Below are 18,188 nucleotides of genomic sequence, written 5' to 3'. Positions count from 1 at the left end.
CATTTGTTTGATTCAGACAAAACCAATTCACACCAAAACAAGAAATCTCAAAATATTAATAATATGGCAATGTTTAATTATGGTGTTGGCGGCAACGAGGTAAAAGTAGACGCTAATGAAGCTATTCAGGAAATACAAGAAAATAAGTCTCTGATAGTAAGCCAGCTTACAACAGAAGAATCTTATACCCCTGAAATTGTAACAGGATTAAAAACAGTGGAAGACGTCTTCAAACATTTCCAACCTTCTGTAAATGTACAACATGAAACGGAAGAAGGCAATGTGGTGGAAGAAGAATTCCGTTTTCAAAATCTTGCGGATTTCACTCCCAAAAATCTTATTCAGAAATCAGATTATTTGCAGCAGCTAAGCATGGAGCAGGAGCAATATAATAAAATTGTCCGTCAGCTAAAGACGAATAAGATTCTGCGTAATATGTTAGAAAATGAGCAGACAAGAGCTGCTTTTGTGGAAGTGTTGAAAGAAGTGGCACAAGAACTTGAAAAATAATCTTAAAGAAGTTACATTACATCATGGATAGTAAATTACAGGCAGCTGAAAGCCAACAACAAGGACAACAGCAACACGCAGGACAGCCGAAAGGAAATCCTCTTGCCGAACTCAATAAAATAGGAGGTTTTGGTTTTGTTGAATCTGTTGTGGATGGCATTGCCAATATGAACCCTACAAGAAAAGCTAGGAAAGAAATCTTCCTAAACGATAGCAACAAAGGAGAAGAAAGAAAAGAGCTTCTACAGAAAATCAACCTTTGGATCAATCTTTTAGAAGGAAATGAATCTGCTGATAAAATGGCAGAAACTTGCAAAAACAAAGCACAACAGGCAGATCAGAACTTAAAGACCAATCTGAAAAACACATTGGATGCTGTCCGCTTATTAGAAACCAATTACAGAACAGTAGCTCAATTTTACAAAAATACAGAACTCGATAAAGTAGATAATGTAAGTATTGTAAATGCAAGCTTAGACCAGGTTTCTGATTTGGATAATCCTTTGTTTATCGATGCTATTGCTGAGGAATTCAAAAACTATTACGACCGTTTAGATCTAAGAGATAACTACTCAATTTTGGCAATCCCAGGTTACTTAGGATCCAATAAAGTGATTGAAAAATGGGCGAAAATCTGTAACGAAAACAAAGTAATGATGGTTACCGATTTTGCCAATCTTGATAAGCCTGATGACGTAGTAGATTTATTCCATTCCGCGAATCTTACAGGCGGAGAATTGCACAGAAGTAATGTGATTATGACGTGTAACTGGCTTGTCGGCCGTGGTAAAGCAGAAGAAGTGGGGGAAGAGGAGAATGTAGAACTTCCACCTTCCACCTCATTAGCTGGAAAAATTCATAAGACACTCATGTCGCAGGTTGCAGCAGGTAAAAAGCATGGTAACATCAATGAAGTAGATGCTGTAAAATTCGAATTGAAAAAAAGCGAAATTTCTCAGCTGGAAAAAATGGGATTAGTTCCTATGGTTAATGAATATGGAAAAATCATGGCTTTTTCAGCAAAAACATTATTTACAGGAGACAATATCGGGCTTCAGACTTATTCGGTAGTTCGTGTATTCGATTATGTAACCAAAGTTTTGTTAGACTTCTTAAACAGAAGAGCTTTCGAAAACTGGAATGCCAGAAACGAAGACGATCTTAGAAGACAAATTGTAAGCTTCCTTGACGGAATTAAAGGACCGGACAAGCTGATTGAGAAATTCAAAATTGTTCGTTTCGAACAGGATAAAGTAAATAAAGACAGAGTTTGGCTGGATATTCGTTTGACGCCTTATTTCCCTACAAAAAGTTTTGTTATTAAACTAGACGGACACAAGGGAGATGACGGAAATGAATGGGATGCTGAATACACTCAGGAATAACACAACAACACTTCTTAATAATTAATGAAAAAACCGATGCAGTTCAAACATCGGTTTTTCTATATCAAACCACCAAATCGAAATGAATATGAAAGTGAGAATGATGATTTTTCAATCCCTGTTTTTCATAATATTTGTGATAAGCTGTGAAGAAAAACGACCTCAAATAGAACATAAAATTGATCTTTTTGCGGACGAAAGACAAGAAGGCAAAGCTTATGTAATGAATGCAGACGAATGTTTTGACGCCAGTGAAGTCGTGATTTCAAGTTCAAAAATAAAGCTTACGGACAGTTTTTCCGGTCGTGGAAAACCTGTGTTTATTTACAGGGTAGATTCCGGAAATGTATTAAAAACAACTAGAGATTCAGTAATTAGTTTTCCTATGCAGTTTCTGGCGAATCAGAAATTAGCATTAAAGAAAGACTCTTCAATATATGTTTATTTAAAAAAGCTTGAAGGTTTTCGCTTTATTGCAGAAGAAAAACAGATTAAATATCAGTGGGTGAAAGGAGCTTCCGTTTTTGAAGTGAAAAAATAAAGTATCTTTGTTCTCATAAAAATGAGACGGATTTTTGGAAAAGAATAACAGCGGTTCAGGCTTTAAACATATAGGTAACACACTTCTTCACTGGTACAAAAACAATGCAAGAGATTTGCCTTTCAGGCAGACAAAAGATCCTTATAAAATCTGGATCTGTGAGATCGTTTTCCAGCAGACCAGAATTAACCAGGGACTTAATCATTATAACAATTTTATCAGAAGATTTCCGGATGTAAAGACATTGGCAGAAGCTGATGAAGATGAGGTTTTGTTACATTGGAAAGGATTGGGATATTATTCAAGAGCCATCAATATTCATAAGGCGGCAAAACAGATCATGACAGATTATCATGGCAGTTTTCCTTCCGAATACGAAGAGATTCTGAAACTGAAAGGTGTTGGAAAGTATACTGCAGCGGCAATTTCAAGTATCTGTTTTAATGGAAAAATGCCCGCGGTTGATGGTAACTTTTACCGTGTTCTGAGTCGTTTTTTTGCTGATGATTTTGATATATCCAATTCAAGGGCCTTTAATTACTTTTCTGAACTGGCTACTTTGATCATGCCAGAAAACGTTGGGGATTTTAATCAGGCCATGATGGATTTGGGCTCCGAAATCTGCAAACCTAAAAGTCCTCTTTGCGAAGAATGCCCTCTCCAAGAAAATTGTTTGGCTTTTTCTTTGCAGAAAACGTCTTATTTTCCTGTTAAAACCAAAAAAGTAAAAGCTGAAGATCTTCAACTGACTTATTATTTTGTTCACAGAAACGGTCAGTTTTTAATTCAGCAAAGAAAAGATGATTTCATCTGGAAAAAATTATTTGAGTTTTTACCGGAAATTTCTGAAGAACTGAAACAATTCATTAAAGGAGTAAAAAATGTAAATCATAAGCTGACCCATAAGAATTTAAGTATTGAGATTTTTGATGTGGAGATAACCTCAGATGCTATTTGGAAAGTATTGATTGCCTCTAATCAGTATATCATTTCTGACTTTAAAAACTTCCACGAAAAGTCATTTCCTAAACCTTTGGAAAACTATATTCAAAACTCACTGAAAGACTGAAATTTGTCTTTTAAAATCTGAAATCTAATTTGTACTTTTGCAAAATGATTAAAAACGTCATTTTTATTTTTTTAGCCTTAGTTTTAGTGTCTTGCGGTAAAGATTCTGTTCCCAAACCTTATGGAGAACTTCGTCTGGAGTATCCTGCTCCTAAATATCAGAAATTTGAGAACAACTGTGCATACACTTTCGAATATTCGGACTTTGCTAAAATTACGGATGCGAAAAGACCTTGCTGGTACTATCTGAATTATCCTAAAATGAAGGCAAAAGTATTTATTACCTATTTTCCGATCAAGAATGATTTCGTAGATCATTTGAAAGAAGCCGAGAAAATGGTATATGAACATACGGTAAAAGCCAGCTCAATCGATACAAAATCATTTGAATATCCTGAGAAAAAAGTCTTTGGTAATTTTTATGAGCTGAAAGGACAGAGTGCTTCCAATCTTCAGTTTTATGTTACGGATAGTACAAAGCACTTTGTAACGGGATATCTTTACTTTAATACAAGACCAAAACCAGATTCATTGGCTCCGGCTGTCAACTATATCAAACAGGATATGAAGCATTTGCTGGATACCTTTGAATGGAAAAATTAAAATTCTTAAAATTTACATTAAAACATATATGAAACTTTTAGTTGTAGGAAGTGTTGCATTTGATGCAATTGAAACACCATTTGGTAAAACAGATAAAATCTTAGGAGGTGCAGCCACTTATATCGGAATCACATCGTCTATCTTAGGAGTGAAATCCGGAATCGTTTCTGTAGTAGGAGGAGATTTTCCGCAGGAATATCTTGATATGTTTACAGACAGAGATGTAAATATTGAAGGAATTGAAATCGTAAAAGAAGGAAAAACATTCTTCTGGGCAGGGAAATATCATAATGATCTGAATACAAGAGATACATTAGCTACTGAAGTAAACGTTTTAGAAAACTTCGATCCTAAAATCCCGGATTCTATGCAGGATGCTGAAATTTTATTATTAGGAAATCTTCACCCGGGAGTTCAGTTGTCCGTTCTTGAAAAAATGAATAAGCGTCCGAAACTTGTTATTCTTGACACGATGAATTTCTGGATGGATACAGCTTGGGATGTTTTGATGGATATGATTGCTAAAACTGATGTCATTACTATTAATGATGAAGAAGCAAGACAGCTTTCTGGAGAATATTCTTTGGTGAAAGCCGCTAAAAAAATCCATACCATGGGACCGAAATATGTGATCATCAAAAAAGGAGAGCACGGCGCTTTGCTTTTCCATGATAATAATGTTTTTGCAATTCCGGCATTACCGTTAGAAGAAGTTTTCGATCCGACAGGAGCTGGAGATACTTTTGCGGGAGGTTTTGCCGCTTATCTTGCTAAAAAAGGTAAAATTGATTTCGAAACCATGAAATCTGCATTAATCGTAGGATCTGCAATGGCATCCTTTACCGTTGAAAAATTCGGGACAGAAAGAATTCAGGAAGTAAAAGAAGCGGATATGTTCAGCAGATTAAGACAATTCAAAGAACTGACAACTTTTGATGTTGAGCTACAATAAATAAAGCTTTTTAAGAAATATTTATAATAAAAAATTTAGTCTAATTCATTAAGAATTCTAAATTTGCAACTTGTTTAAAATAGTAAAATGATAAATAAACTAAAAATCACTTTTCTTTTTGGGATTTTCATGCTGATTTTCTCTGCCAACGTAAAGGCTCAGCTTAAGAAGGGGCAGTTGGTAGACGGTATTGCAGCGGTAATTGGAGATGAAATCGTTCTGGAATCTGATGTAGAAGAGCAAATGAATTATGGAAAACAGCAGGGAATTTCCAGTGTAGATAAATGTGAGTTTTTGGAAAACTTAATTAATAATAAACTTTTAGTATATGAAGCTAAAAGAGATACATTAATTGATAACCGTTCTGCAGCTATCAAAGAAGGTGCAAATGCAAAATATCAGCAGTTACTTTCTCAGTTCCCGGACGAGAAAACAATGTTGGCAGCTTATAAGTTTAGAAATGCTTATGAAATGAAGAATACGATCGAGAAAATTGATACCGATCAGTATTACGGACAGGCTAAGTACCAAAGAATTACGGAAAAAGCTGACGTTACACCCAACGAAGTGACTGATTTTTACAATTTGTATAAATCACAGCTGCCGGAAATTAAAGACGAAGTGTCTTTAGGGCAAATCATGATGTATCCTAAATTAACGGAAGCTCATAAGCAAGAACTAATCAACAGACTTAAGAAAGTAAAACAGGATATTCTTGGAGGAGAAAGCTTTGAAAGTCAGGCCAGAATTTACTCTGAAGACGAAGGTTCTGCTGTAAACGGAGGTTTAATAAAGAACATTTATAAGGGTCAGATGGTAAAGCCTTTCGAAGCGGCAGCATTAAACCTGCAGGAAGGAGAGATCTCAGATCCTATAGAATCTGAATTCGGATATCACATTATCCAATTGGTAAAAAAGACAGGGAAAATGTATGATGCAAGACACATCTTGTTGATGGCTACTCCTACAGATGAGGAAATCAGTACAGCTAAAAAGAAGCTGGACAGTATCAGAACCCTTATTATGGATGGGAAGATTAGTTTTAAAGATGCCGCATTCAAATTCTCAGATGACAAGAAAACTAAATTCAACGGAGGATTAGTTCCGGGAGCGGACGGTTCAAGTAAAATAGAAAGAGAAAGTATTCCGGGAGTAATTACTTACGAATTGGCAGGTCTTAAAAAAGGAGATATTACTACAGCATTTGAAGATGCGGAGAACAAAAGAAAAGTAGTGAAAATCATTAAGATTGAAGATGAAATTCCTTCTCACAAGATTACCCTGGAAACAGATTACGACAGAATAAAGCAGCTGGCTCTCAATAAAAAGAGAAATGAAATGATCGAAAAGTTTGTAAATTCAAAATTGCCGACCACTTTTATTTCAATCGATGGCCGATACGATTCTTGTAGTTTCAAAGGAAATTGGAAAAAAGAATCTCTTAAAAAATAAATACAAAAACCTTCAGAATTTTCTGAAGGTTTTTTTCTGCAAAAATATTTTGAAACACTTTGCAGAAAGCCTGTTTTTAGTATTTTTACACTATGAGCAATTTTATAGATTTTAATTCAGCAAGAAAGCTTAAAGAAATGCAGCAAAGTCAAAATAGAATTACGCAACTATTTAATATACAGTATCCTATTATTCAGGCAGGAATGATTTGGCATTCCGGATGGAGATTGGCTTCCGCAGTTTCTAATTGTGGTGGCTTAGGATTAATCGGAGCGGGGAGTATGTATCCGGACATTTTAAGAGAAAACATCCAAAAATGTAAGCAGGCTACGGATAAACCTTTCGGGGTGAATGTGCCTATGCTATACCCGAATCTGGATGAAGTGATTCAGATTATTTTGGAAGAAGGAGTGAAGATTGTTTTTACTTCCGCAGGAAACCCTAAAACCTATACCGAAACCCTTCAGAAAGAAGGTTTAAAAGTTGCTCACGTAGTTTCGTCTACCAAATTTGCGATGAAGTGTGAAGATGCAGGAGTAGATGCCGTAGTTGCTGAAGGTTTTGAAGCAGGAGGTCACAACGGAAGAGATGAAACTACAACATTTTGTTTAATTCCCAACGTAAGAAAACATATTTCAAAGCCATTAATTGCTGCAGGAGGAATTGCTTTAGGTTCTCAGATGAAAGCTGCCATGATTCTCGGTGCAGACGGAGTTCAGATCGGTTCCCGTTTTGCAGCCACTGTAGAAGCAAGTGCACACGAAAACTGGAAACGAAAAATTACAGAGCTTCAGGAAGGAGATACCCATTTAACATTAAAAGAATTGGCGCCTGTAAGAATGGTTAAAAACAAGTTCTTTAATGAATTGGAAGAGATTTATAATGTAGGAAGAAATAAAGAATCTTTAATTGCTTCTTTAGGCCGTGCAAGAGCTAAGAAAGGAATGTTCGAAGGAGATATGGAGGACGGAGAGCTGGAGATCGGGCAGGTTTCCGCTTTAATTGATGATATTCTTCCAGTAGATGCTGTTTTCAGAAATTTATTAAAAGAATTTGAAGCAACACATAATCCAAGTTTATAAATAAAGTTGAAATTGATGCAAGGGAAAATAAGTGATGTAAACGGTAAAAAACTTTATATAGAATATCAGAATTCATTTGAAAATAAACCTACCATTGTCTTTTTGCATGATTCTTTAGGTTCTGCACAACTTTGGAGGGATTTTCCTTCAAAATTATCTGAAGCCACTCAATGCAATCTTCTTGTCTATGATCGTTTGGGATATGGAAAGTCTTTTCCTATGCCTACTCACGAAAGAGAAAACAATTACATGGAAACCGAAGCGGATATTCTGAATGATATTTTGAATACGTTCAATATCAATGATGTCATTCTTTTCGGGCATAGTGATGGAGCTACAATTGCATTGATTACAGCCTCAAAATACCCCGAAAAAATAAGAGCAACCATTTGTGAAGCCGGACATATTTTCGTGGAAGATGTAACTGTAAAAGGTGTGAAAGACGCTTTGGAAGCTTATCAGACCACCAACCTTCCGGAACGTTTACAGAAATACCACAGAGATAAAGTTCCGATGATGGTAAAAGCATGGACGAAAATCTGGCTGAGCGAAAGATTCAGAAGCTGGAATATAGAATATCTCCTGAAAGATATTCAATGTCCTTTACTGTTTATCCAGGGAGAAGCCGACGAATATGGGACTCTCAATCAGGTAGAAAAAACAATCTCTCAGGTAAGTGGAAGTGCGGAAAAATTTATCATTCCAAATATCGGGCATACTCCGCATAAAGAATGTCCGGAGCTTGTTTTGAACAGGGCAGTTGAATTTATTAATAATGTAATGAACCATCAATAATCTTTCAATGGTATAAAAATTCCCCTTCTTTGAAGGGGTGGCGAAAATTTGTAGAATTTTTGACGGGGTAGTTTAATATTAAAATTATAAATTATCAATTATCAATTTCCCACTCAATATTCTTCCTCGCCTGTTTCTCGTATTTCTCTCTGAAATAATCTGTTTTGAAAATGTTTTCCATTTCCAGAAAGTGTTTTAAAACCTTCTTCCTTCCGGGTTTATAAAGTAAATCTGGGTAAATGGAATATTCCTTTCTGATCTTTCGGGTGTAATCAATATATATTTCCAAATCCTTTCCAAGAATAGAAAGATCAGCGTCCAGTAGATAATTTAAGTCCTTATTATCAGAATTTTGATGAGCTTTGGTAGCTAAAATCTGATGGTAGATTTCAGAAATATCAGTTTCATTGAGATTGAGCTGTTGAAGTCTTTCTTTTGCAAAATCAGCACTTTTCTCCTCATTGGACTTTGAGGAAGAATCATAAATAACGTCGTGATAAAAGACGCTGAACGAAATATTTAGATAATTTGAAATCCTAACGTTTACTGCGTCAAGCTCAGAAAATATACTTTCTAAATGGGCGAGATTATGATAATGCCTGCTTTTTTGAGAATAATTTTTTTCGATTTCAGACCAAAGCTTTTCAATAAGCTCCTGATCTGGACTAAAAGCTAGAGAAAGTGCTGAAAATCTTTCCTTCAAATTCATATTTATGCTTTTTAATAAAAAAAGGAACTTTAAAAAGTTCCTTGATTTGCTTCGATCGTTGCTTTCAGGTCTGCCCAACCGCCACCATTGTAGCCGTCTCTCAAACCTTGAGCATTTAAATATTCTAATGCTTTTCCGCTTCTGTTTCCGCTTCTGCAGAATAGGATAACCGGCTTTTCGATAGAAAGAATTTCATCCTGTCTGTCTTCTACTTCACCTAAAGGGATGTTTTTTGCGCCGTCTATATTCCCGTCCATTTCCAGTTCCATAGGTTCACGAACGTCGATCAATTCATAATTTCCTGATTTTATTACTTCTGCTAAAGACATAATTACTAATATTTTAGAGTTAAAAAATTACAATGGATTCCTTGAAAGATATCTACCTTTGCATAAGAATCCAAAGCCTAAACAAATTTATAAAATAATCTTAGTTTTGCAATGCGAAATTATGAATTCAACTGCCGAAAAATATTCACAGCTCATAAAAACCAAAGCCAAAAGTTTTGGGTTTCAAAACTGTGGAATTTCAAAGGCAGATTTCCTGGAGGAAGATGCGCCCAATCTTGAAAAATGGCTGAAAAATAATTTCCACGGCGAGATGAAATACATGGAAAATCATTTTGATAAAAGACTTGATCCCAGATTATTGGTGGAAGGTTCAAAATCAGTGATTTCACTCTCGTATAATTATTTTCCTGAAGAAAAAATTTCTGCGCTGGAGAACTTCAAGATTTCAAAATATGCTTATGCGGAAGATTATCATGAAGTCATCAAAGAAATTCTTCGTGAAATGGTAACTGAGCTGCAGGAGGAAATTGGGGAGTTCGGATTTCGGGTTTTTGTAGATTCTGCACCCGTTTTGGAGAGAAGCTGGGCCAGGAAATCAGGAATAGGATGGGTAGGAAAGAACGCCAATCTGATTACCAAGCAAAGCGGTTCTTTTTACTTTTTGGCTGAAATCATCTGCGATTTGGAGCTTATTCCGGATCATCCGGTGACCGATCATTGCGGAAGTTGTAGAAAATGCATTGATGCCTGTCCTACCAACGCCATTATTTCTGAAAAAATAATTGACGGAAGCAAGTGCATCTCATATGCAACCATAGAATTAAAAAATGAAATTCCGGACTATTTCAAAGATAAGATGGATGATTGGATGTTTGGTTGTGACGTTTGTCAGGATGTATGTCCATGGAATCGGTTTTCGGCACCTCATCAGCAGACAAAATTCAAACCGAATGAAGCTTTAAAAAACTTTAAAAAAGGAGAATGGAAAGAACTTACTCAGGAGCTATTCTCCGAAATCTTCAGAAAATCTCCTGTAAAGAGAACAAAATTTGCAGGTTTGAAAAGAAATATTGAGTTTTTGGACCAATCTGAAGAGAAAAAATAGACTGTTTTTTGGTGACAAATCCTCACCTGGAATTATGGAGTTCCAAAGCAAGGAGAGAAAATCGGCCATACCTTAAAATTTTAGCCTTTAAGGAGGAAGAGGTTTATTGAAGAAAAAGTGCTTCCAATAAAGAAAAAAATTGACTTTCGGGAGATCATATCTCACCAAAAATCAACGTCTTTTTTGTACTCTTTTAGGGGCAACTTTTACTCTGATTTTAAATCTCTTTTGGGATTTGGAAGTTTTGTGCATATTTGTGATATTTTGTTACTTAAATTTAATAAAAATTCGATTTAAAAACAAATATTTTCATTAAACTTGATTGTTAAATTTCATTAATATAAAACATGAATGTAAAAAAAATGCTAATCCTGCTATTAAAGATCATAGGTATTGTTCTGGGAGTTGTTATTCTCTATGTTGTTTTGGGCTATCTTCTTCCTTTCATTGAAGTGTCCGGGAAAGATGACCGGCAAAAGAAAGAGATTCCGGTTTATATCTATACCAATGGAGTTCACACAGATATTGTAATGCCGGTAAAGAACGATGTGCAGGATTGGAGTCTGAAGCTTCCATTTAATAATATCAGATCCAAGAAAACGGATTATAATTATATTGGAATAGGATGGGGAGATAAAGGCTTTTATCTTGATACTCCTACCTGGGCTGATCTAAAGTTTTCTACCGCTTTCAAAGCCGCATTCTGGTTAAGTAAGTCCGCGATGCATTGTACATACTACAGGGAAATGAGAGAAGGAGAAGATTGTAAAAAAATCATGATCAGCAGAAGCCAGTATCAGAAGTTAGTCCAGTTTATTGAAAATAAGTTTGATCAGGATCAGAACGGGAAATTTATTTTGATTCCTACCAATGCTGTGTATGGCGATAATGATGCCTTTTATGATGCTAAAGGCACTTATAGTTTTCTGTATACCTGCAATACGTGGGCAAATGATGCTCTGAAAGCTGCTGAACAAAAAGCCGCTTTCTGGACTCCTTCGGATTACGGAATATTTTTACATTATAAGTAAACATAAAATGCTTCCAGAGATGGAAGCATTTTTTATATTAGAATAGAATATTGATTTTCTTTTTTACAACTCCTTTTCAAGGATGGCCACGATCTTATCAATAACGTCCTGTTTGTTTACTTTCTTTTGATAGGTAGGCTTAGGTTCTGCAACAATATTTTGTTGTTTTTTATCAAACAGGGCATACAAGTCCAAATCCGGGTGGGTTTCAATATACCATGCTAAAAAATTAAGAGGCATTGCATTTTTTCCAGAGAAATAAAGTTGAATAGATTGTGGGGTAACGCCATAAGCAGTGGCGATTTCCTTCATGGTTTCTCCCTTTTCTTTGCTGTATTCCCGTATCTTCTGGTATATTTTCATATTAAGTAAGTTTTTTTTAATCAAAGCAACTATATATTGTAAAAACAATGATTTATTGTTTATTTTGATATATAATTGTATATTTGTCTTGCAAATTAATTTGCGGTGAGACACAAAATTACGAAAAAAGGTTAAACAAAATTATTTCATTCATGAGCAAATTGGAGACCAATCTTAATCAGAAGATGATTGATGAGAAGTATGATTTCATTGAACGATGGTTACCGGCACGTTATACAACTTCAGTGAATATTATTTTAAAGGAAGATGTAAGAAAACCTGCATATATAAGGAAGGTGAAAAAAGAAAGGATCTCTGACCAAAAAATTCTTGATGCACTATACAAAGTGGCACTGCTCAATAAACTACAAATAGAAACCTGAAGATTTATACAGGCTGCGTCTTATCAGTAATACTGATTTCACAAAACCACTTTATTTATTGATAGTCAAAATCCTAACAACTAAGACCCTTCGTTGTATGGCTATAATTGTAACCATACAATACATATATATTCAGTTTTAATTTAGGCACAATATGAATTATGAAAAAAAATAATGTTATCATCACAGAATGTTTCAAATTCGGAACACGTTACGAAAATCATTTTACCATATCACCATGCTGCAAATCGATCATGATGAAAGTAAATGAAAAAGGTGAACGTACAACAATTACTTATTTGAGTTCGTTTATTGTTCCCAAGCTTTATCCGGCAAAAAATAAGGATGACAAGTAAACAAGTCTAACTTTTATACAATAAAATCACGAATTAGTTGTTCTTAAATATAATTTTAATATGAAAAAAATAGAAAGTTAATGAAAATTGTAAAAAAATTTGACCATTTGGTAGGAAAAACAAAGAGGGAAATTATTTCAAAATTCGGAGATAGTTATGTATACTCGGATAACGGTTTGTATTATACCCTCAATCGGACATGGTTTACGAAAGGAATAACCTTATCAGTAAAATTTGACGGACAGGAAAAAGTAGAGAAAATTGATGTTTTGGAAAATGATAAAGCTGTACTTCCTTACCTATTCAGCTTATCTGACTCAAGTAATCAGTATAAAATTTTTGAAAAAATTCAGTAAAATAAGAAGCTGACTTAAGTGAAATGAAAAAATGGTAAAAATCTTTATTTTTTAACTAGTACCAAATCCGTTAAATACAGGTTTTTTGAATGATCAAAGGCTGTTTCAATTTGAAACAGCCTTTTTCTAATCTAAAAGTCAGTAATATTAAAATAATAATGCGCTAAAAAATACTCCTAAGTTATTCTCATGATGCTTAATTGGACCATACATACCAGTCGAAGTTTTTAAATAGTAAAAAACATTGCAATAGATGCCGCAGCTATAAACATAAAAGTTGCCCATAATAAACTTTTTGAAAGCCATCTGCTTTTGAATTCTCCCATAATGCGTTCGCTTGCAGATATTCTGATGATAAGAAACAACAGAGGAACTGCAGCTACGCCATTGAGAACAGCTGTGTAAACAAGAGCCTTCACAGGATTAATCCCAATAAAATTCATACACAGACCAATAAGTGTAGAGATAATAATAACCATATAAAATCCTTTTGCTCTTGCAAATTTCAGGTTTAAACTTGCATTCCAGTTGAGAGCTTCGGAAACCGCATATGATGCCGATCCTGAAAGAACGGGTACGGCAAGTAATCCCAATCCAATGATTCCTGTAGCAAATATGATTTTTGATATCAACCCCGAATTTGGAAATGACTGTACTAAAGGTTCTAAAGCTTTTGCTGCATCAGCCGCAGTATTAATATCTGTTATATGAGCGCTATGCAGAACAGTTCCTCCAACCAATATAATACACCATGTTGTAAATTCAGAGATGACCATCCCTATACTATTATCTTTCCTCATTGCATGAATATGACGCCATCCGATGTTGGGCTTTCCATCTTGAATCAGACCTCTCTCATTTTCTTCTTCCACTTCCTGGGAAGCCTGCCAAAAGAACATATAAGGTGTAATCGTTGTCCCAAATACTCCGGTGATTATAAAAAGAAAATTGAAAGAAAATTCAAAATGAGGAACAATAGAGGCTTTTAGTATTTCTTTCCACGGCTGATCAATAATAAAAGCTGTAAGAGGGTAGGCAAGAAGTGATAATGCCAGCCATTTAAGAACTTTTGAATATACCCGATAACTGGTGAAGACCTCTAATGTAAGTATACTAACCGTAAAAAACAGCATTAGTATAACAATATCAGCAGGAATAATTAATTGGGCGGCAGCTGCCATGGCCCCAATATCAGCTCCGATATTGATCGTATTGGCAATAACAACCAATCCTACAGAACTATAAAGTATTTTTTTACTGTAATGCTCTTTGATAACTCCTGTTAACCCTTTACCGGTAACCATTCCTATTCTTGCGCAGGCTTCCTGCACGGCAGTCATAAACGGAAGCATATAGAGGGCTGTCCATAATTGACCATAGCCAAACTGAGCTCCTGTCTGAGAATAGGTGGCAATGCCTGAAGGATCATCATCAGCAGCTCCCGTTGTCAGCCCGGGACCTAAAAGACCGAAGAATTTTTTGAATTTTTTTGTTTGATTTTCGACCTGATGTTTGACAGACATTGTTAGTTGTTTTTGAATACAATATACTATTAATTGATCATTTTTTGATCTGCTAAAGTAAATAGTTTTTCATAATTAAAAAGACCTTCCACATAGCGGGAAAGTCTTTTTATTTATTATTTTAAATGTGTTTTTATTCAAGAAAGACTGTTTTTCATATTAGTTGCAGTAAGAAATTCGAGGATTGGTACTGTCTCCGCATTGAAACTGATATTTTCCTTGCGGATATTTCGGTGTGGGATTATCTGTAACTTCAAGCGGAGTCATCGATTGACCGCTATAGGAAGGCATGGTAACCTGCGCAGCGGAACCATTACCTAAAGCAACATTTTTGGCATTGCTGTTTCCATTGAAACTATAATCCATCATCGCATCCAAAAGACGGTATACCCCATAATAGTCCAATGCATCAAATACTTTTCGGGAACTTGGCATTGCGTGATCTGTTATATAATTGTATCCGTTAACTGTAGATGATTTAATATAAATGAAATCTTTTTCAGTATTAGAAATATTGATGTTTTTAAAGATATCGATTGCCATTCTGTGATCGTTGACATCATCCTCGTCATAGACCTGCGTAATCATTTTGGTATTAGAAGGGAAGCTCTGCAATTGCTGTTGGGTCGTTAATGTACTGTTCCAGTTAAAAGAATACCAGGGAGCCATAGTGAAAAGAAAACGCCCGTTCTGCCCCCATCCTTTTTCTGTAAATGCTTTATAGGCAAGATCAATACTTGCTCCACCACCAAAAGAATGTCCCATGAAGCCTACTTTCTGAGTATCAATAATGTTGGGATAATCTGCAGCAGCCTTTATGAAGCCTTCCCACAGGGTTTGGTAACGGTGATCAACACTGATGTCTATGGTACGATAAGGCACAAATACTACCACATAACCTTTCTTGGCAATGAAGTTATACAGCTCTATATTGTATTCTTTATCCTCACCACCAAACGGATGTGAAAAGAATATAGTAGGTCTGGGAGAAGTAATCCCTTTAGGATAGAAAATTGAAACCTGTGTTCCCGTATACTGTGGATTACTAAAGTCAATTTCAGCCACTTCATAATTTCCGTCTGCACCATATCCTGATGCCGGTTTCTGAATAGGTCCCTGAAAGCTGTTGCCAAGTTTTGGCTGAATAGGAGCAGCTTCTTCAGTGTCGTTAGTGCTTTGAGAGCATGCAGAAGTGGTAATAAACAAAATCATTACCCATGGATAGAATAGTTTTTTCATTTTCTTTTGTCTTTAATATGTTGAACCATCTGATCTTTAATTTCCTCATATTTTTTGTATTGTCCTGCATCCAGAATTTGGCTCAGGGCATTGGATTTTTCTTTCTGTAAAGCTTTCAGTTTTTTGAATTTAGCGAGTTTACCTTCATTACTTTGCAGAATCGGGTCGTTCTTTTGGGCGTACTGAAGATTAAGAGCAGAGACCTGCTCAACCTGCTTAGTATTTAATGCTAATTTACTTGTCATCCACTCCGTCATCATTTTTGCACGCTGTTCGGGAGTACTGTCCTTTAACTTTTTTGCCTGTGCCGTTACATTTGCAAATGTCATACATAGAAATGCTGTCACAAGAATGGGCCATTGTTTTTGTTTTATAATCATCTTGGAAATTTTAATTTTTGATGAAACAAATGTATCAAGAACGATTATTTCCTTTAAGATAAAAAAGGATGAAGCTGCTAAATTCCGGGGTGAATTCATTATTGATCCAGCCACTTTCTGAAATGCATTGCTTTTGCTTTGCTGACAAGGATTTGTTCCTGAGGTAGCGGATGTATTTTGACCAGCAGTCTGCCATTAAAGAAATATTCTACGGCATCTACAGCATTCTTGTTGATAATGAATTGGCGGTTAGCCCTGAAAAAGAGAGTAGGATCGAGCTCATGTTCCAGCTGTTCCAGGGTAAATTCCACTACATATTGTCTGCCATCGGCCATATGTGCGTATACGATTTCATTTGCGGTATGGAACCAATTGATTTTAGCCGCGTCAACAGGGATAAGCCTGCCGCAGTAATGAATAAGGAAGGATTTTTTATATTGCTTTGTTGTATACTGCAGCTCCTGTAGCAGAGATTCCGTTTTGTCCTGTCCATTTTTTGAATTATCAGCAATAAGAGTATCATATTTAAGTAAAGTCCGCTGTATTTCTTCTGTGTCAAAAGGCTTTAAAACATAATCAATACCGTTGTTACGGAATGCCTCGATCGCATAATCATTATATGCCGTAACAAAAACAACGGGTTTTCTTATATTGATCTGTTTAAAGATTTCAAATGATAATCCGTCAGAAAGTCTGATATCCGAAAATATCAGATCATAATCACTATCGTTTAATCTGAACCAATCCATTGCTTCTGCTATACTTGGTAAAGTCTTCACAATTTGGATTTCCGGGTTGATTTCTTTCAGGATATACTCAAGATTTCTTGCGGTTGCAGCTTCATCTTCGATAATGACGATATGTAAATTTTTTTTCATAAGAAGGGAAGCTTTACGATGAAATATTCTTTTGTCTGAAAAATCTCTATTTCTTTATGGAGTTGCAGTTTGTATCTCTCATTCAGGTTGGTAAGACCAAGTCCGGTGCCTTCTGTCTCATTGATGGAGGGCTGGAGATTATTTCGGATAATAAGCCATTTGTCTTCTTCATAAATCTCTACAGTTAAAGGATGTGAAAGAGTAGCTTTGTTATGTTTAACAGCATTTTCCACCAGGGGTTGCAGTGATAAATGAAGAATTTGTTTGCTTATACAATCTTCGCTGATATTGATATGAATCTGAAATGCATTTTCCAGCCGCATTTTTACCAGCTGTATATAGGATTTCAGGTGCTCAAGCTCTTTCTCAAGACTTATCAGATTGTTACCTGAACGAACTAGCGTATATCTGAAGATTTTGGAAAGATGGAGAATATAGCTTTGAGCCAGATTTGGATTTTCCCTTACTATGGCAGAAAGGCTGCTCAATGTATTGAATAGAAAGTGCGGGTTAAGCTGTTCCTGGAGCAATTGCAGTTGTGCCTTAAGGTAAGCGGAATTGAGCTGCTCGTTGATAAGGTCCTTATTTCTGCTTTCACGCATCAGAAGAATAAGGCGGATAACGACTGCAATCATGATACTGCTGAGCAAAAAACGGACAAAATATCCTCTGATTCTTCCTCCCGTAAGTTGGGGAGTCCCAAAGAGCAAAGAATGGATCATACTTCCCAGTATAATTGCTGCCACCAACACCAAGACATTGAATATATAGAGTCTCCAGTATTGTTTGTTTTCTCTAAAGACACTCAGAAACTTACCCTGGGACAGATTAAGATACAGTAACAAAAGGCAGAATGCCATATTATACAAAAACTGGTAGCCATATTCCCCAATATTGAACTGCCAGTAACGGGCGATAATCCCATCACTGTTAAGGGCCATCAGTTTTGCAGAATTGACCATTAGTGTGATCAAAAAGGCGCTGTAAAGATATATTTTTTTCTCATTCTTATTCATTAATACAAAGAAAGCAAAATATTAAAACCGATGATATAATAAATGGTTGAAGCGGTAAAAGTTGGTGGTGAAATAATACAATTAATAACTCGTTAGAAAAAACTACTTTTTTACTCTTTGCAGTTAGAATCCGTCTATATGAAAAATATTCCAACTGACATACTGTTGTCA

The 18,188-nt window shown here is 35.6% G+C and carries 22 protein-coding genes; 14 read left to right on the top strand and 8 right to left on the bottom strand.

Annotated elements, in window-relative coordinates; all coding sequences use genetic code 11:
• The first annotated feature begins 63 nt into the window (after positions 1-63).
• The 9 genes from CLV73_RS16405 to CLV73_RS16365 all read left to right on the top strand — a co-directional run bounded on the left by CLV73_RS16405 (position 64) and on the right by CLV73_RS16365 (position 8,388).
• Entirely contained in the window at positions 64-510 is a 447-nt protein-coding gene (locus CLV73_RS16405) for a type VI secretion system contractile sheath small subunit (RefSeq protein ID WP_169925777.1), read from the top strand.
• A 23-nt stretch (positions 511-533) separates the two neighbouring features.
• On the top strand, positions 534-1,895 hold the full coding sequence (locus tag CLV73_RS16400; RefSeq protein WP_100377974.1) for a DUF5458 family protein: 1,362 nt from the start codon (positions 534-536) through the stop codon (positions 1,893-1,895).
• Between the two features lie 88 nt (positions 1,896-1,983).
• On the top strand, positions 1,984-2,436 hold the full coding sequence (locus CLV73_RS16395) for a hypothetical protein (RefSeq protein ID WP_228424410.1): 453 nt from the start codon (positions 1,984-1,986) through the stop codon (positions 2,434-2,436).
• A 34-nt stretch (positions 2,437-2,470) separates the two neighbouring features.
• On the top strand, positions 2,471-3,505 hold the full coding sequence (gene mutY / locus CLV73_RS16390) for an A/G-specific adenine glycosylase (protein WP_100377972.1): 1,035 nt from the start codon (positions 2,471-2,473) through the stop codon (positions 3,503-3,505).
• A 44-nt stretch (positions 3,506-3,549) separates the two neighbouring features.
• A complete protein-coding gene (gene gldD / locus CLV73_RS16385) occupies positions 3,550-4,107 on the top strand; it encodes a gliding motility lipoprotein GldD (protein WP_100377971.1) in 558 nt (185 codons plus the stop codon).
• A gap of 28 nt (positions 4,108-4,135) precedes the next feature.
• Positions 4,136-5,059 carry a PfkB family carbohydrate kinase gene (locus CLV73_RS16380; protein WP_100378227.1) on the top strand — a complete coding sequence of 308 codons (924 nt, stop codon included), beginning with the start codon at positions 4,136-4,138 and terminating at the stop codon, positions 5,057-5,059.
• 87 nt (positions 5,060-5,146) lie between these two features.
• Complete coding sequence (locus CLV73_RS16375; RefSeq protein WP_100377970.1) at positions 5,147-6,511, top strand: peptidylprolyl isomerase; 1,365 nt, start codon at positions 5,147-5,149, stop codon at positions 6,509-6,511.
• Between the two features lie 92 nt (positions 6,512-6,603).
• Positions 6,604-7,593 (top strand): NAD(P)H-dependent flavin oxidoreductase, encoded by a 990-nt coding sequence (locus tag CLV73_RS16370; RefSeq protein ID WP_228424408.1) that lies wholly within the window; start codon positions 6,604-6,606, stop codon positions 7,591-7,593.
• A 15-nt stretch (positions 7,594-7,608) separates the two neighbouring features.
• Positions 7,609-8,388, top strand: a complete 780-nt coding sequence (locus CLV73_RS16365) for an alpha/beta fold hydrolase (protein WP_100377969.1) — start codon at positions 7,609-7,611, stop codon at positions 8,386-8,388.
• 94 nt (positions 8,389-8,482) lie between these two features.
• On the opposite strand, the gene CLV73_RS16360 is transcribed toward CLV73_RS16365, so the two are convergent.
• Together CLV73_RS16360 and CLV73_RS16355 are read right to left on the bottom strand one after the other, a co-directional pair.
• Positions 8,483-9,097, bottom strand: a complete 615-nt coding sequence (locus tag CLV73_RS16360) for an HD domain-containing protein (RefSeq protein WP_100377968.1) — start codon at positions 9,095-9,097, stop codon at positions 8,483-8,485.
• Between the two features lie 29 nt (positions 9,098-9,126).
• Complete coding sequence (locus CLV73_RS16355; RefSeq protein ID WP_100377967.1) at positions 9,127-9,426, bottom strand: rhodanese-like domain-containing protein; 300 nt, start codon at positions 9,424-9,426, stop codon at positions 9,127-9,129.
• Between the two features lie 121 nt (positions 9,427-9,547).
• Here CLV73_RS16355 and queG point away from each other — a divergent pair, with 121 nt between their 5' ends.
• Both queG and CLV73_RS16345 read left to right on the top strand, forming a co-directional pair.
• Entirely contained in the window at positions 9,548-10,492 is a 945-nt protein-coding gene (queG, locus tag CLV73_RS16350; RefSeq protein WP_100377966.1) for a tRNA epoxyqueuosine(34) reductase QueG, read from the top strand.
• A 362-nt stretch (positions 10,493-10,854) separates the two neighbouring features.
• Positions 10,855-11,523, top strand: coding sequence for a TIGR02117 family protein (locus tag CLV73_RS16345; protein ID WP_228424406.1), 669 nt, complete (start codon positions 10,855-10,857; stop codon positions 11,521-11,523).
• A 63-nt stretch (positions 11,524-11,586) separates the two neighbouring features.
• Here CLV73_RS16345 and CLV73_RS16340 read toward each other — a convergent pair whose 3' ends face one another.
• A complete protein-coding gene (locus CLV73_RS16340; RefSeq protein WP_100377964.1) occupies positions 11,587-11,886 on the bottom strand; it encodes a helix-turn-helix domain-containing protein in 300 nt (99 codons plus the stop codon).
• Between the two features lie 152 nt (positions 11,887-12,038).
• Here CLV73_RS16340 and CLV73_RS16335 point away from each other — a divergent pair, with 152 nt between their 5' ends.
• The 3 genes from CLV73_RS16335 (at position 12,039) to CLV73_RS16325 (ending at position 12,981) form a co-directional block, all read left to right on the top strand.
• Positions 12,039-12,269, top strand: coding sequence for a hypothetical protein (locus tag CLV73_RS16335; RefSeq protein WP_100377963.1), 231 nt, complete (start codon positions 12,039-12,041; stop codon positions 12,267-12,269).
• A 161-nt stretch (positions 12,270-12,430) separates the two neighbouring features.
• Positions 12,431-12,625, top strand: coding sequence for a hypothetical protein (locus CLV73_RS16330; RefSeq protein WP_100377962.1), 195 nt, complete (start codon positions 12,431-12,433; stop codon positions 12,623-12,625).
• An 80-nt stretch (positions 12,626-12,705) separates the two neighbouring features.
• Positions 12,706-12,981, top strand: a complete 276-nt coding sequence (locus CLV73_RS16325; RefSeq protein WP_100377961.1) for a hypothetical protein — start codon at positions 12,706-12,708, stop codon at positions 12,979-12,981.
• A gap of 227 nt (positions 12,982-13,208) precedes the next feature.
• Here the strand turns inward: CLV73_RS16325 and CLV73_RS16320 are convergent, their stop codons facing one another.
• The 5 genes from CLV73_RS16320 to CLV73_RS16300 all read right to left on the bottom strand — a co-directional run bounded on the left by CLV73_RS16320 (position 13,209) and on the right by CLV73_RS16300 (position 17,975).
• Positions 13,209-14,504: an NRAMP family divalent metal transporter gene (locus tag CLV73_RS16320; protein WP_100377960.1), complete on the bottom strand. Its 1,296-nt coding sequence runs from the start codon at positions 14,502-14,504 to the stop codon at positions 13,209-13,211.
• A gap of 159 nt (positions 14,505-14,663) precedes the next feature.
• Positions 14,664-15,743 (bottom strand): alpha/beta hydrolase family protein, encoded by a 1,080-nt coding sequence (locus CLV73_RS16315; RefSeq protein ID WP_100377959.1) that lies wholly within the window; start codon positions 15,741-15,743, stop codon positions 14,664-14,666.
• Positions 15,740-16,123, bottom strand: a complete 384-nt coding sequence (locus CLV73_RS16310) for a hypothetical protein (protein ID WP_228424404.1) — start codon at positions 16,121-16,123, stop codon at positions 15,740-15,742. The genes CLV73_RS16315 and CLV73_RS16310 overlap by 4 nt, the downstream gene beginning before the upstream one ends.
• Before the next feature lie 98 nt (positions 16,124-16,221).
• Positions 16,222-17,001, bottom strand: coding sequence for a LytR/AlgR family response regulator transcription factor (locus CLV73_RS16305; RefSeq protein WP_100377957.1), 780 nt, complete (start codon positions 16,999-17,001; stop codon positions 16,222-16,224).
• Positions 16,998-17,975, bottom strand: a complete 978-nt coding sequence (locus CLV73_RS16300) for a sensor histidine kinase (protein WP_228424402.1) — start codon at positions 17,973-17,975, stop codon at positions 16,998-17,000. The genes CLV73_RS16305 and CLV73_RS16300 overlap by 4 nt, the downstream gene beginning before the upstream one ends.
• Positions 17,976-18,188: the final 213 nt, after the last annotated feature.

This window comes from Chryseobacterium geocarposphaerae, from assembly GCF_002797535.1.
GTDB lineage: Bacteria > Bacteroidota > Bacteroidia > Flavobacteriales > Weeksellaceae > Chryseobacterium > Chryseobacterium geocarposphaerae.
This window is presented reverse-complemented; position numbering and strand designations above follow the sequence as displayed.